This is a genomic window from Bordetella avium (assembly GCF_034424645.1).
In the GTDB taxonomy this organism is placed as follows: Bacteria; Pseudomonadota; Gammaproteobacteria; order Burkholderiales; family Burkholderiaceae_B; genus Bordetella; species Bordetella avium.
Map to the genome: position 1 here is coordinate 303393 of NZ_CP139969.1, position 14651 is coordinate 318043.

General features: G+C 64.0%; 15 protein-coding genes. 8 read left to right on the forward strand and 7 right to left on the reverse strand.

The window, feature by feature from the left end:
- The 4 genes from U0029_RS01420 to U0029_RS01435 are packed head-to-tail and all read left to right on the forward strand — an operon-like array spanning window position 1 to window position 3661.
- Window positions 1–1047 (forward strand): hemin-degrading factor, encoded by a 1047-nt coding sequence (locus tag U0029_RS01420; RefSeq protein ID WP_114852147.1) that lies wholly within the window; start codon window positions 1–3, stop codon window positions 1045–1047.
- A gap of 7 nt (window positions 1048–1054) precedes the next feature.
- Window positions 1055–1888: a heme/hemin ABC transporter substrate-binding protein gene (locus tag U0029_RS01425; protein WP_114852148.1), complete on the forward strand. Its 834-nt coding sequence runs from the start codon at window positions 1055–1057 to the stop codon at window positions 1886–1888.
- Window positions 1872–2876, forward strand: coding sequence for a FecCD family ABC transporter permease (locus U0029_RS01430; protein ID WP_162790357.1), 1005 nt, complete (start codon window positions 1872–1874; stop codon window positions 2874–2876). Before U0029_RS01425 ends, U0029_RS01430 begins: the two co-directional genes overlap by 17 nt.
- The gene (locus U0029_RS01435) at window positions 2876–3661 is read left to right on the forward strand and encodes a heme ABC transporter ATP-binding protein (RefSeq protein WP_012418768.1); all 786 of its coding nucleotides are present in this window, start codon (window positions 2876–2878) and stop codon (window positions 3659–3661) included. The genes U0029_RS01430 and U0029_RS01435 overlap by 1 nt, the downstream gene beginning before the upstream one ends.
- A gap of 5 nt (window positions 3662–3666) precedes the next feature.
- Here U0029_RS01435 and U0029_RS01440 read toward each other — a convergent pair whose 3' ends face one another.
- The 7 genes from U0029_RS01440 to U0029_RS01470 form a co-directional block, all read right to left on the reverse strand.
- Window positions 3667–4128: a MarR family winged helix-turn-helix transcriptional regulator gene (locus tag U0029_RS01440; RefSeq protein WP_012418767.1), complete on the reverse strand. Its 462-nt coding sequence runs from the start codon at window positions 4126–4128 to the stop codon at window positions 3667–3669.
- Window positions 4129–4178: 50 nt separating this feature from the next.
- Window positions 4179–5135 carry a Bug family tripartite tricarboxylate transporter substrate binding protein gene (locus U0029_RS01445; protein ID WP_012418766.1) on the reverse strand — a complete coding sequence of 319 codons (957 nt, stop codon included), beginning with the start codon at window positions 5133–5135 and terminating at the stop codon, window positions 4179–4181.
- A 33-nt stretch (window positions 5136–5168) separates the two neighbouring features.
- Complete coding sequence (locus tag U0029_RS01450) at window positions 5169–5342, reverse strand: hypothetical protein (protein WP_012418765.1); 174 nt, start codon at window positions 5340–5342, stop codon at window positions 5169–5171.
- Complete coding sequence (locus U0029_RS01455; RefSeq protein ID WP_114852149.1) at window positions 5339–6895, reverse strand: FAD-dependent oxidoreductase; 1557 nt, start codon at window positions 6893–6895, stop codon at window positions 5339–5341. The genes U0029_RS01450 and U0029_RS01455 overlap by 4 nt, the downstream gene beginning before the upstream one ends.
- A 426-nt stretch (window positions 6896–7321) precedes the next feature.
- Window positions 7322–8014: a phosphoribosyltransferase gene (locus U0029_RS01460; protein ID WP_114852150.1), complete on the reverse strand. Its 693-nt coding sequence runs from the start codon at window positions 8012–8014 to the stop codon at window positions 7322–7324.
- Complete coding sequence (locus tag U0029_RS01465; protein WP_012418762.1) at window positions 8011–9210, reverse strand: M20 aminoacylase family protein; 1200 nt, start codon at window positions 9208–9210, stop codon at window positions 8011–8013. The genes U0029_RS01460 and U0029_RS01465 overlap by 4 nt, the downstream gene beginning before the upstream one ends.
- Before the next feature lie 3 nt (window positions 9211–9213).
- A complete protein-coding gene (locus U0029_RS01470; protein WP_114852235.1) occupies window positions 9214–10194 on the reverse strand; it encodes a Bug family tripartite tricarboxylate transporter substrate binding protein in 981 nt (326 codons plus the stop codon).
- Between the two features lie 149 nt (window positions 10195–10343).
- On the opposite strand from U0029_RS01470, the gene U0029_RS01475 reads away from it, so the two are divergent.
- From U0029_RS01475 to U0029_RS01490, 4 genes are all read left to right on the forward strand, one after another.
- Window positions 10344–11243 (forward strand): LysR family transcriptional regulator, encoded by a 900-nt coding sequence (locus U0029_RS01475; RefSeq protein ID WP_114852151.1) that lies wholly within the window; start codon window positions 10344–10346, stop codon window positions 11241–11243.
- 82 nt (window positions 11244–11325) lie between these two features.
- Window positions 11326–11967: a DNA oxidative demethylase AlkB gene (gene alkB, locus U0029_RS01480; RefSeq protein ID WP_114852152.1), complete on the forward strand. Its 642-nt coding sequence runs from the start codon at window positions 11326–11328 to the stop codon at window positions 11965–11967.
- A gap of 93 nt (window positions 11968–12060) precedes the next feature.
- Window positions 12061–13137 carry a bifunctional DNA-binding transcriptional regulator/O6-methylguanine-DNA methyltransferase Ada gene (gene ada / locus U0029_RS01485; protein WP_114852153.1) on the forward strand — a complete coding sequence of 359 codons (1077 nt, stop codon included), beginning with the start codon at window positions 12061–12063 and terminating at the stop codon, window positions 13135–13137.
- A 232-nt stretch (window positions 13138–13369) separates the two neighbouring features.
- Window positions 13370–14611, forward strand: coding sequence for an Hsp70 family protein (locus U0029_RS01490; protein WP_012418757.1), 1242 nt, complete (start codon window positions 13370–13372; stop codon window positions 14609–14611).
- Window positions 14612–14651: the final 40 nt, after the last annotated feature.

Here is a 14651-nt window from a genome sequence, read left to right on the forward strand (position 1 = left end):
ATGACCGATATCAATTTCGAAACCCGCGCCGCCGATCTGCGTGCCCGTCATGATGCCTATGCGGCCAGCCAGCCTGGGCAGCGTGCCCGCAACGCGGCCCAGGCGCTTGAGGTTAGCGAGGCCGAGTGGGTGGCCGCCGGCTGTGGCGGGGCCCGGGTTACGGCGCTGCGAGGAGAGCCCCAGACGATCTTTCGCGAGTTGGGCACGCTGGGCGAAGTCATGGCGCTGAGCCGCAATGAATGGTGCGTGCATGAACGCCACGGCCGTTACGAAGACATCCAGGCGCAGGGCCATGTCGGCCTCGTGCTCGGTCCGGATATCGATCTGCGCGTATTCTTCGGCCACTGGAAGTCGGCCTGGGCGGTAGAGCAGGACGGCCGCCACAGCCTACAGTTCTTTGATGGCGCGGGTGTGGCGGTACACAAGGTGTACCGCACCGAAGCCACCGATGAGGCCGCCTGGAACGTCCTGATCGAGAAATTCGCCGGCCCGCCCGTCTGGCCCCTTCCCACCGCCATTGCGGCCACCGAAGAAAGCACCGAGGTCACCGATCCGCAGGCGCTGCGGGAGGCCTGGCTGGCCATGCAAGACACGCACGATTTCTTCCCGCTGCTGCGCAAGTTCAAGGTGTCGCGGCTGGCCGCTTTGGCGGCCGTGGGCAGCGATCTGGCCCAGGCCGTGCCGCTTGATTCCGCCGAGCGCATGCTGACGCAGGCGGCCGCCTGCGGCCTGCCCATCATGTGCTTCGTGGGTAACCGGGGCATGATCCAGATTCATACCGGTCCCGTCGAAAGCCTGCGCCGCACCGGCCCATGGTTCAATGTCTTGGATGCGCGGTTTAATCTGCACCTGAATACGGAAGCCATCGCGCAATCCTGGGTCGTCAATAAACCGACGGCCGACGGTTGGGTGACGTCGCTGGAAATCTACGCGGCCAATGGCGACCTGATCGTGCAATTCTTTGGTGAACGCAAACCCGGCAAGCCTGAATTGCCCGTCTGGCGTGAGCTGATGCTCAGCCTGTGCGAGCAGCCGCTGGCCGCTTGAGGTGACTATGAAGAGATTGCTGGGCCTGATCTTGGGCGTCTGCCTGGGGCTATCCGCTCAGGCGGCTGAACGTGTGGTGACGCTGGGCGGCAGCGTGACGGAAATCGTCTACGCCCTGGGGCAGGGCGGCAAGGTGGTGGGCGATGACCTGTCCAGTCTTTACCCCGAAGCCGCCACGAAGTTGCCGCGTGTGGGTTATTACCGCAGTGTGCCGCTGGAAGGCGTGCTGGCGCTCAAGCCGGATCTGGTGCTGGCGTCCGAGCAGGCCGGGCCGCCCGATACCCTGAAACGCCTGAGCGAAGTCGGGGTCAAGGTGCTGCGGGTTTCCGATGAGCCATCCCTGCACTCGCTTGAAACGCGCATCGGCCAGATTGCCCAGGCCCTGGGCGTTCCGTCCGAGGGCGAAAAGCTGTGGGCTGAAGTGCGCACAAAAGTGCAAGAGGCCCAGGACTTGCCCGCCTCGGGCCTGTCGGCCGTGCTGCTGATGAACCGCAGCGGCGCGCCGCAGGCTGCCGGCGCGGCCACCAGCGCCGATCTCATCTTGCAACTGGCCGGCCTGAAAAACGTGCTGGCGGAACAGCAGGGCTATAAGCCCTTGTCGGCCGAAGGTATTGGCGCGCTGGCCCCAGAGGTCATTGTCGTCACCGACGCTTCGGTCTTGGCGTCCGGCGGCATGGAAAAACTCTATCAGCAGCCCGGCCTGGCCAGCACGCCGGCGGTCCGCCGGCGCTGCATCGTCGCGATGGACGATTTGCTGGCATTGGGTACCGGGCCGCGCTTGGGCGAAGCCATCCGTTTTCTCAAACAGACTCCTTGCATACGCGATGTCCATAGCCCTTGATGCCGTTCGCCCGCGCTGGGTGTTGGCGGGTCTGGCCTTGGCCCTGGTCGTCGTGGTCTGTCTTGCAACCGCCAGCGGTGCGGTGTCGATTCCCCTGTCGGCGCTGCCCCGTCTGCTGAGCGGCCAAGGGGGAGCCGAGGATGCGCTCTGGCGCAATATCATCTGGGACATCCGTTTGCCGCGCGTCGCGTTCGCGCTGGTGGCGGGGGCCGCGCTGGCGATTTGCGGCGCCACCATGCAGGCGCTGTTTCGCAATCCCTTGGCCGAGCCCGGCCTGGTCGGCATTTCGCTGGGCGGTGCGCTGGGCGCGGTGGCGGCGATTGTGCTGGGCGCGGGCGGTTTTGCCTTGACGGCCAGCGCCGCGTTCGTCGGCAGCCTGCTGGCCACCGCTTGCGCCTATGTGCTGGGTCAGCGCGTACCGGGTGTATCCGGGCTGTTGCTGGCAGGCATTGCCATCAATGCTGTGTGCGGTGCGCTGATTGGCCTGCTTACCTTCCTGGCCAGCGATGCCCAGTTGCGCGATCTCACCTTTTGGAACATGGGCAGCTTGGCGGGGGCGCGCTGGTCCATACTGATGTTTCTGGCGCCCTGGACGCTGTGCTGCTGCGTCTGGCTTATGCGGCAATGGCGGGCCCTGAACGCCTTGCTGTTGGGTGAGCGTGAAGCCCAGCATCTGGGGTTTGCGCTGTCTCGCTTGCGGCGCAAGCTGATCCTCGTGACTGCTCTGGTGGTGGGGCCGCTCGTCGCCGCGACGGGCGGTATTGGTTTTGTCGGGCTGGTTGTGCCCCATCTGGTGCGCATGGTGTTGGGCGCCAACCATCGTTGGCTCTTGCCGGCCAGCATGCTCGCGGGTGCGCTGGCGCTGGCGCTGGCCGACTGGCTGGCGCGTGTCGTCGTGGTGCCGGCCGAGCTGCCCATCGGGCTGGTGACGGCTTTGGTGGGCGGTCCTTTCTTCCTCTGGCTTTTGGCGCGCGGACGCCGTTTCTGATGACTCTGCAAGCACAAGACCTTAGCGTTGACCGTGGCGCCAAGCGCATCCTGACCCAGGTGTCGCTCACGCTTGAGCCGGGCCGGATGTTGGGTCTGTTGGGCGCCAACGGCGCGGGCAAGTCCACGCTGCTGGCCTGCTTGAGCGGTGAGCTTGAGCCGGTCTGCGGCCATATCGAGATCAACGGCAAGCCTTTGCGCAGTCTGGCCTCGGCCAAACAGGCGAGGTTGCGTGCTGTGTTGCCACAAAAACCTTCGCTATCCTTCGATCTGGGGGTGCGCGAGGTGGTGGGCATGGGTGCCTATCCCTATGCCGAACTCAGTCCCGCCGATGTCGATGCGCTATGCGAAAAGGCCTTGCGTCAGGCCGGCGTGAGCCATCTGGCGGGCCGTCGCTATCTGGAGCTGTCGGGGGGGGAGCAGCAGCGGGTGCAGTTTGCGCGCGTACTGATGCAATGTCAGGCAGCGCCGGCAGGCCAGCCGCGATATCTCATGCTGGACGAGCCGATTTCCAATCTCGATCCGCGCCATCAGATCGATGTGTTGCGCACCGCGCATGATCTGGCGCGCGAGGCCGGGGTGGGCGTGCTCGTCATCGTGCACGACGTTAATCTTTCCGCCCGCTGGTGCGATCGCCTGCTATTGCTTGCCCAGGGTAGCGTGGTGGCCGACGGTGCGCCGGCCGAGGTGCTGACCCCGGCCAACCTGCGCAGGGTGTACGGCGTCGAGGCCGACGTGCTGCCGCACCCGCGCGAAGCCGGCACGCTGCTGGTGCTGATGCGCTGACGGCCTCAGGTCTCGGGCTGCAGGTGGGCAATGATTTTGTCAAAAATGCGGCTCAGGTCGGCCTGCTCGCGTGCGGACAGGCAGCCGAAAACCTCTTCATTGCGTTCGGCGATCAGCGCAACGACCTGCGGGTAGCGGCGCTGCCCCTTGGCTGTCAGGTTGAGCACCACGCCACGGCCATCTTCGCTGCTGACAGTCTTGCGGATGAAGCCCGCTTCCTGCAGGGCTTGCGCGCAGCGGCTGGCCTGGCCTTTGTTGAGATTGGCTGCGCGCGCCAGATCATTGACCGACAAGGGTGCAAAGCGGCCTATGGCCGCCAGGCAGCGGGCTTCGCCTATGGGCAGTTTGAAACGATCGGCATAAGCCTGAGCGCTATCACGGTCGCTGATCTTGTTGACGAGATGCAGCCGGTAGGTCAGGAAGCGATCGAGCGCGGGCAGATCTTCGGGAGCGGCATTTTTGGGCATGGGCGGCCTACCTGGAGATGAAGCTGCGAGTTTGCCACAAGCCGCCTCGTTCACTCTACTTTGATGCCCGCATCATGGATGACCTCTGCCCATTTGCGCTGTTCATCGGCGCTATAGGCTGCCATGGTTTCCGGCGTGCCGGGCAGGGTTTCCAGGCCCATTGCCGTAAAGCGTTCGCGCACCGCAGGCGAGGCCAGCGCGTTCTGCAAGGCATGATTGAGGGTGTCGATGACCGGGGTTGGTGTGCCCTTGGGTACGACCAGCCCTTGCCAGGCATAGGCTTCGAAACCGGGCAGTCCTGATTCGATCAAGGTGGGCACCTTGGGAAAGCCGGGGGGGCGTTTGTCGCTGGCAACCGCCACGGCTTGCAATTTGCCGGAGGCGATGTACTGCATCCCGGTGGCAGAATCGACAAACATCATGGGTACCTGTCCTCCCACCACATCCTGCACGGCCGGCGCCGCTCCCCGGTAGGGGACATGGATCAGGTTCAGGCCGGTGCGCTTGCGCAGCAGTTCGGTGGCCAGATGGTGCGGGCTGCCCGCGCCCGGCGTGGCATAGGGCACACCCTCTTTCTGCTGCGCAGCCCAGGCCAGAAACTCATCATAGCTTTTCACGGGTACAGAAGGATGCACCACGAGAATCATGGAGAACCGCGTCATCAGGCCAACTGAGTCAAAGTCCCGGGCGGGCTGGTAGGCCAGCTTGGGATAGAGCGAGGGGTTGGCGGCCAGCGTCGCGGTATCGCCAGTCAGCATGACATAGCCATCCGCTTTGGCGCGGGCGGCGTAGTCGGCGCCGATGGCGGTGGCCGCCCCCGGCTTGTTGGAAACGATAAGCGTCTGCTTGAGTTCGCGCGACATGGGTTCGGCCAATGTGCGCGCCACGATGTCCGAGCCACCGCCTGCGGTATAGGGCACAACCCATTCGATGGGGCGTTCGGGATAGGCCAGGGCGGTGCCTGTAAGCAGGCTCAGGCCCAGGGCCGCCAGCGTGAGTCGTTTCATGATGTCTCCTCGGGATTATGGGTGTTGTTGTCGTTACAGCGACGCTTCGGCTTGCTGGATAGAGGCCAGCGCCGCCTGGGCGTTTTCCTGCTTGCTGAGCAAGGCGAGGCAAATCATGGATAGCAGCAAGGGCGCACGGGCCTCGCCCGCGCGGGCGACGGCCTGCGCCAGTTCTGTGTAAACCTGATCCAGTTCCTGATGGTTCATTGCGGCCTCTGAAGTCCTTGAATGCCAAACGGGGTCAATGCCGAGCGCAGGCCCGCCAGATCTAAGCTCGCCCAGCGTCCGAGGACATAGCCGTCGGGCCGGATGAGGTACAGGCGGGCCTGGCCGTAGCGTTCCTGTAGCAACGCGGCATCTTCGGCCTGGGCGTCGAGCTGTAGCACCGTCACCTCTGGCCAGTCAGTGGGGTCCAGTGTCTGTTCGCCTTGCACCAGCACGGTGAAGCGATGGCCAAACTGTTCGCTCAGGTAGCGGCCGCCGCTTAGCCGCAGGTCGGGCGCCGGCATGCCGGGGGCGGCCTGCGCACCGGCCTGGGGGGCGCCGTCGGCGATATTGAGCGGACTATCGCGGTAAAAAACGGGTTCGGATTGGCGCGGATTGATCAACGAACGCACATCTGCATCGTGCAGGGCCAGCCGGAGAGTGGCCTCTCGCAGCAGCTTGAATCCATAGTCGGGCGGCGCCATGAACTCGGTGCTCTTGGCGCCATAGCTGATATTCATGCGGGCGGCCGCCACGCGCTCTTGGCTATAGCTGTCGAGCAGGCTGTCAGCCGCCTGACCAGACAGCACGGCCGCCAGTTTCCAGGCCAGGTTGCCTGCGTCATCCAGGCCGGAATTCAGCCCGCGCACACCGAAAATGGGCACCAGATGCGCGGCATCGCCGGCGAACAGCACGCGGCCATGGCGATAGCGATCCAGGGTCAGGCATTTCGCGTTGTAGACCGAAATCCACAAGGGCTCCCAGGGTTGGGTTTCTCCTATCATTTCAAGATGGCTGCGGACTCTGGGCAAGACGTTTTCCGGCTTGACGGCTTCCGCTGGATCTTCCTCATCGCTGATCTGATAGTCGATGCGCCAGACATCATCGGGTTGACGGTGCATCAGCAAGGTGGAGCCGGGATTCGAGGGCGGGTCGAACCAGGCCAGCCTTTCGGTGGCGCGCTGGCTTTTCTGACGGATATCGACAATCACATAGCGGCCGTCATACTGCATGCCCTGTAATGACAGGCCGAGCAGTTCGCGCACGGTGCTGCGTCCGCCATCGCAGGCGATTAACCAGGAGGCGGGCAGCTCCTGCTCACGGCCCTGGTTGTCGATGGTCACGATAAGGCCATCGTCATCCTCGCGCAGGCCTGTCACGCGGCTGTTCCAACGTACTTGCGCCAGCGCTGATTGGCCGCGCAATACCTGATCGATGTACTCCTCGATGTAGTACTGCTGGATATTGGTCATGGGCGCGAAGCGTTGGCCCGGCTCCTGCGGCATTTCGAAATGCAGCACTTCCTGATTGCCGTAGTAACTTCGCCCGCCGCTCCAGGCCAGCCCTTTTTCTACCACGGCCCGATCCACGCCGGCCCAGGCCAGAATTTCCAGCGAACGGCGCGACATACAGATGGCTCGGCTGCCTTCGCAGTAGCCTGCATCGGCTTCGATCGTGATCGAGGCAATGCCGTAACGCGCCAGCAAAGCCGCCATCATCAGGCCGACCGGGCCGCCGCCGGCGATAACAACGGGTGCTTGATTGCCTTTCGGCATGACGGTCTCCATAGTTGCGTATTGTTGTTCAAGCAACTATATGACAAGTTAGTTGTGTATACAACAAATAGATGTATCGGCTATCTTGCTGGAGATGGCGGTCTGATCCGGCGTAATTTTCCGGGCGCGGCATGGTGGGGGTTTCAGCCGCAGGCGGCTGGCGGCGTTTCTTGTTTGCAACACGCGGGTCGCAAAGCTGGCATAGACGCTTTCTTTATTCGCTTCCAAAAGGCCCTGCCGCCATGCCAGCCGCCTTGCTGGTCATCGATGTCCAAGAAGGGCTGTTCCGCTGCCCCGCCTGTTGACGCGCCCCAGGTCATCCGCCGCATCAATGCGATGGCGGCTCGCACCCGCGCGGCGCGCGCCGGCCGCATTCATCTGCGCCCTGCCGGCCGAAACGGTTTCTTTCGAGATGGATGCCGGGGTTTAGCTGGCCGGCACCCAGCCAGCGGGAGTGCGTTGCATCCGCGGCGAGTCGAACGCGCCCTCCACCTCGATAGGCCGGCCCCGCATATCGCAAAGGTTGCGCCATCCCTGGCCCTGGCGCATGGCGACCACGACGCCCGCCACGTCGGCGCCGCATCGATCCAGTAGTTGCAGGGCCGAGCCCAGGGTTTGACCGGTGCTTACCGCGTCATCCACCACCAGTACCCGCTTGCCGCGTAGATGACCGGCCAGATTGGGGTCTACGTAGAGCATTTTGGCGCTATCGGGTGTGGTCAGCGAACGCACCGGCACTGCCAGACTGGCGTCATACCAATACTTGCGGGAATAGCCGAAAGGCACATAACGGGTAAAACCCAGGCCGCGAGCTACCAGGGGCGCGAAGGCCAGGCCCAGGGTGGGCAGTCCGACCACCACGTCCGCTTTGAAGCGCGCGGCGCGTTGTGTCATGAAACCGGCCAGGGTATCCACCACATCCAGCGCGGCATGATTGGCGATCAAGGAGGCAACGCAACGCTGGCTGTCACCCGGCACGCCGCGCAGGGGCAGCAAGAGATAGCGGCCGTCGGGCAGGCGGGCGGGATAGCTGCGCTGGTAGGGGGGCTGGGGTTGCGCGGGCAGTGTGATGATTTCCTGCCAGTACGGTGTGGTGGCATCGAAGTCGGCGGTCGTCACGGTTGCGGGTCTCCCAGGAAATGTTCAGCCAGATGCACCCAGTAGCTCGCCACGCGGGGCAGCAGCGCGTCGTTGAAGTCGTAGCCAGAGTTGTGCACCATGCAGCCGCCCTCGCCTTCGCCATTACCGACGATGAAATAACTGCCGGGCACGGCTTCGAGCATGAAAGCGAAGTCGTCGCTGGCCTGTAAGGGCTGCAAATCAGCGATCAGCGCGGCATCGCCTAGCACCTGCCGGGCGATGCTGCTGGCGTAGCGCGTGGCGGCTTCATCGTTGATGACAGGCGGATAGCGCCAGCGGTAATCGACCTCGACACGGGCGCGGTGCACGGCGGCCTGCTGCTGTGCAATGGTGGTAATGCGTTCGCGCAGTAGCTGTCGCGTATGGGGCAGGCGTGCGCGCACGGTCAGACGCAGCTCGACGCTGGCCGGGATCACATTGGGCGCATCGCCGCCGTGAATGGCGCCGATGGTGACGACAGCCATGTCGTTGGGGTCAATCTCGCGCGAAACAATGGTTTGCAAGGCCAGAACAATGTGCGCCGCCGCGACAATGGGGTCTACCGCCACATGGGGCATGGCGCCATGCCCGCCTTCGCCGCTCACTGTCAGGATGACGGTGTCGGACGAGCTATACATCACGCCGGAACGAAAACCGAATTGGCCGGCCGGGTAGCCCGGTTCGTTATGAAAGCTGTAGATGGCGTCGCAGGGAAAACGGTCGAACAGGCCGTCGGTCATCATGCGTTGAGCGCCGCCGTGACCTTCTTCAGCGGGTTGGAAAATCAGGTTGAGCGTGCCATCGAAACGGCCTCGCTCGGCCAGTACGCGGGCTGCGGCAAGCAGGGTGGCCGTGTGGCCATCATGTCCGCAAGCGTGCATTTTTCCCGGTAGACGGCTGGCATAGGGCAGGTCCGTGGTTTCTTGAATAGGCAGTGCGTCCATATCGGCGCGCAGGCCCAGACGGCGCTGTCCCGAGCCCAGGCGCAATTGGCCCACCACCCCCGTGCCGCCCAGCCCGCGATGCACGCTATAGCCCCAGGCTTGCAGGCGTTCAGCCACCAGATCGCCGGTGTGAATTTCTTCATAGGCGAGTTCGGGGTGGGCGTGGATCTGGCGGCGCAGGGCCACCATTTCGTTCTGGATCGCGGCCACTTCGGGCAAGATGCTTGGCGAGAGCGGGGAGGGCGGCATCATGGTTCAGTCCTGGGTGATATGGGCGCTGTCAACGATATGCGCGTAAGTGGCCTGCTCTTTCTTGAGGAAGTCCGCGAAGGATGCCGGCGTACCCTCGCCCGGCGTGGCGCCACCCTCCTGAAGACGGGCGATCACATCCGGCATTTTCAGCACGGCATTGAGTTCCTCGTTCAGACGAGCGATAACGCTGGCCGGGGTGCCTGTCGGCACGAACAGGCCAGTCCAGGTGTTGAGATCGAAGCCTTTGAGGTCCGGCGTTTCACCCAGGGCGGGCACTTGCGGCAGTGAGCCGACGCGTGAGGCCGACGTCACCCCCAGTGCGCGCAGCTTGCCGTGCTGTATCAGCGGCGTGGCGCTGGTGGTCACCAGCATGCCCAGATCGACCTGTCCGCCCATGACGTCATTGGCGATTTGCGCGCCGCCGCGATAGGGCACATGGGTCAGCTGCACGCCAGCCTGTTCCTGCATCACTTCGGCGGCAAGATGGTGCACCGTACCCACGCCCGAGGTGGCGTAGGTGAGCCTGCCGGGCTCTTGACGAGCCAAAGCCAGCATATCCTGGACGGAATTCACCGCCAGGCCTGGGCGCGCCACCATGACTACCGGCGCGGTGCTGACTAGGCCAACCGGCGCGAGCTTGTGCTCGGCATCGTATTTCACGGCGGGGTTGATGAGGTGGGCCACGCTGATCGGGCCGTCAAAACCCATGACGACGGTATAGCCGTCGGCGGCGGCATGAATGGCCTTGCCCACGCCGACCACGCCACCCGCGCCTGCGATGTTCTCGACGATGATGGATTGTTTCAGGCGGTCTCCCAGCTTTTGCGCGACCAGGCGGGCCGTCGTGTCGACATTGCCGCCCGCGCTCACCGGAACGATCAGAGTGAGGGGTTTGGCGGCAGGCCAGTCCGCTGTCTGATCGGCAGACAGACAGGCCAGCGGCGCGAAAGCGGCAGCCGCGAGGAGGATAAGGCGTTTGAACATGGTGCGGAAACGAAGAAGGGCAGAGGCGGGAGTCATACAAGGCCGCGCGGGCCGCAGCCTGGGGCGCGGCCATGTTACGAATTCAAGGGTAATAGGTGAAGTGATATATTTTTATAGATTCATCCATTGAATTTATAAGCAGACCCGCCATGAATGTCGTTGAGCGTCAGCCCAGCCTGCGCCAATTGCGTGGTTTTGTCGAAGTCGCCCGCCACGCCAGCTTCAGCCGGGCCGCTCAGGCGCTGGCGCTCAGCCAGCCTGCCTTGTCGTCGGCGATTCGAGAGCTGGAGACCACCCTGGATGCCCTATTGTTAGACCGCAGCACGCATCACGTCAGGTTGACGTCCGCAGGCCAGGCGCTCTATGTCCAGGTGCAATGGATGCTCAACGCCTACGAGGAGGGCACGCGAGAACTGCACCGGCTGTTGCGCAGCGAGGCGGCGGTCGTGCGTATCGGCTGTGTGCCTTCGGCCATGCAATTGATTGCGCCGCTGCTTGCCGCTTGGGAGGCTGCTGAACCGGGCATCGCGCTGGATCTGCGCGATATGCTCAATGACGACATCCTTGCCGGTTTGGAAAGCGGCGCCCTGGATCTGGGCCTGGGCCTGAACTTTGGTTTGCCGCCCAAGCTCCAGGCCGATGAGGTCGCTCAGGACGATCTGGTTGCGGTGGTGGCGCCGGATCACCCCCTGGCCGGGCGCGGCGTGTTGCAATGGAAGGACCTTGCCGGCCAGCATCTGGCCGTGCTGACCCGGGGCAGTACCCACAGCATGATTCTCGCTGCACTCGCGCAATATGCGCCGGATGCCGGGCAGGTGCATGCGCTGAACTACACCGCCTCTTTCTATAGTCTTGTGCGGGCGGGTCAGCGCGTGGGCTTGATCTCCCGGTTGTATACGCGGCCGGAGCCAGCCGGCTCGCTGGCGGTATTAGGCCTGGGAGAGCAGCCCACCGAGCGGCGAATTGCCTTGCTGTTTCATGCCGTGCCTCAGCGTCCGGCGGTGGCGCGCTGCCATGAATGGTTCCGGCAGGCGCTGCGCCCGGTTTGAATGCCGGCGCAAGATGCGGGGTGCGCGGACGCATCGGGCCGGCTAGACTCAGGCCCTTCAATGCCGTACTGTCACGCCCGCTATGCAGCCGGATTTTTTCGCCGCCGATGAAAGCCGTATCGCACTCAGCGCCCAGGCCTGTGTTTTGCGCGGTCTGGCCTTACCCCATGTTCAGGCCTTGCTTGCGGCGCTGGCCCACATCGAGGCCGAGGCGCCGCCCCGGCGCATGGTCACGCCGGGGGGGTTCACCATGTCGGCTGCTATGACGAATTGCGGCGCGCTGGGTTGGACCACGGACCGGCGCGGCTACCGTTATCGTCCCGATGACCCGCAGACAGGCCGTCCCTGGCCCCCCATGCCCGCCTTGTTCAGCCGGCTTGCTGCCGAAGCTGCGCAGGCTGCGGGGTTTGCGGGTTTTCGTCCCGACGCCTGTCTCATCAATCACTATGCGCCCGGCGCGCGCATGAGTCTGCACCAGGACCGCAACGAACGGGATTTCGAGGCACCCATCGTGTCGGTGTCGCTGGGCTTGCCGGCGGTTTTTCTGTTTGGCGGCATGCGTCGCGAGGATAGGCCGGGGCGGATCGTGTTGCACCATGGTGATGTCGCCGTCTGGGGGGGCGTGGACCGCCTGCGATTTCATGGCGTTTTGCCGCTGGCCGATGGTGAGCATCCACTTTTGGGGCGTCAACGCATCAATCTCACATTACGCCAGGCGGGGTGAGGCGGTGCTTGCCCCGAATTCGATCGCAAGCAACGGCGTGCAGCGGGCCGAATGACGGTCTACAGTCACTTACCCTCATTTTTTGAGACTGCCATGACCACGTCTTCTCCCGATACGGCCGCCGATCCCCGCTGGGCCGCCGTTCTGGCCCGTGATCCGCAGGCCGATGCGCAGTTTGTTTACGCTGTGAAGACCACCGGTGTCTACAACCGACCCAGCAGCGCGGCCCGCCTGCCCCGGCCGGAAAACGTCGTATTTTTCGCCAGCGCCCAGGAGGCCGAGGCGGCCGGATACCGGCCCAGCAAAGCCGCAGATCAGACTCGCGTCGCGCAGATGCATGCGTCCTGGGTCGAGCGGGCCTGCCGCCGTATCGAGGCCTCTGATAGCTTGCCCATACTGGCTGACCTGGCCGCCGAGCTGGGGGTGAGCGCTTATCACTTTCACCGGGTCTTCAAGGCCGCCACCGGCCTGACCCCCCGGACCTATGCGCAGGCTCATCGGGCGCGCCGCCTGCGGCAGCAGTTGGACCAGGGCGGTAACGTGACCGACGCGCTTTATGCTGCCGGCTTCAATTCCAACAGCCGTTTCTATGCGGCAGCCGACACCATGCTTGGCATGAAGCCGAGCGATTATCGCGGGGGCGGCGCTAACGCTGTCATTCATTTCGCGGTGGGCCAATGCTCCTTGGGCGCCATTCTGGTGGCGCAAAGCGAGCGGGGTGTCTGCGCCATCTTGCTGGGTGATGAGCCGGAGCCCTTGCTGCGAGCGTTGCAGGATCGCTTTTCCAATGCGGAGCTGATAGGCGGCGACCCCGCCTATGAGGGGCTGATGGCCACGGTCGTCGGCATGGTTGAGGCGCCCGGCACCGCGCTCGATCTGCCGCTGGATGTACGCGGCACCGCGTTTCAGGAGCGGGTCTGGCAGGCGCTGACTCGCATTGCGCCCGGCGAAACCGTTTCTTACGGAGAAATCGCCCGTCGCATCGGCATGCCGCGCGCTGTGCGCGCCGTGGCTCAGGCCTGCGGGGCCAATATGCTGGCGGTCGCCATCCCCTGCCACCGCGTGGTGCGCAACGATGGCGCCTTGTCCGGCTACCGTTGGGGCGTGGCGCGCAAGCGTGAGTTGTTGCGCCGCGAACAGGTCCAGACAGCCGATTCGATGGCAACCTGATCGGCAGCACGAGGCCGGCGGGAATACCAAGAGGCGATAATTGCTGGCTTCGTTCCGCCTCCTTCATCAGGCATGCTTGCGACTCGCGTCGGCAGGTCGCCGTACTACTCCTGGGTGTTAGAGGTGATGATTTCGCGCACGGGCCGGCAGCGTCGCTTATGGTGTGGTGATCGGCCCGCCCGCCGGACTCGCCGGCAGGCTAAACTAGTGCGCCCTTTTTTTTTGGTTTTCCATGACTGCCTGCGGAATCGACTTCGGCACCTCCAACTCTACTGTCGGCTGGATGCGCCCTGGACAGCACGCCCTGCTCGCGCTCGAGGGCGGCAAACCCACCCTGCCGTCAGCCATTTTTTTTCACGACGAAGACAACGAGGTCAGTTACGGCCGAGCGGCCATCGCTGACTATGTTGCCGGCTATGATGGCCGGCTCATGCGCTCCATGAAAAGCCTGCTGGGCAGCTCGCTCATGGAGGGCCATACCGAGGTTGGCGGGCGCGCCGTGCCCTTCAAGGTGTTGCTTACGCGCTTTATCGCCGAACTGAAGGCGCGCGCCGAGCAAACCGCCGGCCGTCAGTTCGAGTCGGCCGTGCTTGGCCGCCCGGTGTTTTTCGTCGATGACGATCCGAAGGCCGACCAACTGGCCCAGGACACCCTGGGTGAAATCGCGCGCGCCGTGGGCCTGCGCGATATAGCCTTCCAATACGAGCCGCTGGCGGCAGCTTTTGATTACGAGTCACAGATCTCGCGCGAAGAACTCGTGCTTGTCATCGATATCGGCGGTGGTACTTCCGATTTCTCTTTGATTCGTCTCGGTCCGCAGCGCGCCGGGCGGGAAGACCGCCGCGAAGACATTCTTTCGCACGGCGGTGTGCACATCGGCGGCACCGATTTCGATAAGCAGCTCAGCCTGGCCCATGTTATGCCGCTGTTCGGTCTGGGCGGGCAACTGAAAACCGGCAAGGATGTGCCGTCCACCCAGTACGCCAATCTGGCCTGCTGGCATACGATTAATCAAGCCTATACCCGTAAGGCGGCCGAGACTTTCTCCTTTATTCAGGCTCAGGCTATCGAACGCGAGAAGATCGACCGTCTCATGACCCTGATCAAGAATCGCGAGGGCCATTGGGTTGCCATCCAGGTTGAAGAGGCCAAGATCGCGCTGTCTGAAGCCCCTGGCACCCGCATCGATCTGTCGCGTATTGCCCCGGATCTGGCGGCCCAGGTCGACCGTCCTGCCTTTGATCTGTCCATGAGCGGCCTGATCGAGCGCATCGAAAGCACGGTGGCCCATCTGCTGGCCGATGCCGGCGTGAGCCATGTCGATACGCTGTTCTTCACGGGCGGCTCCAGCCGCGTGCCCTGTCTGCGCGAGCGGGTGTCGGCATTGCTGCCGGGCGCACGCAGCGTCGAGGGCGATCTGTTCGGTAGTATTGGCGCAGGCCTGGCGCTGGACGCCCAACGCAAGTTCGGCTGACAGCGACTTGCCGTAGCGGCTGGCGCGTTGGCGCCAGCTT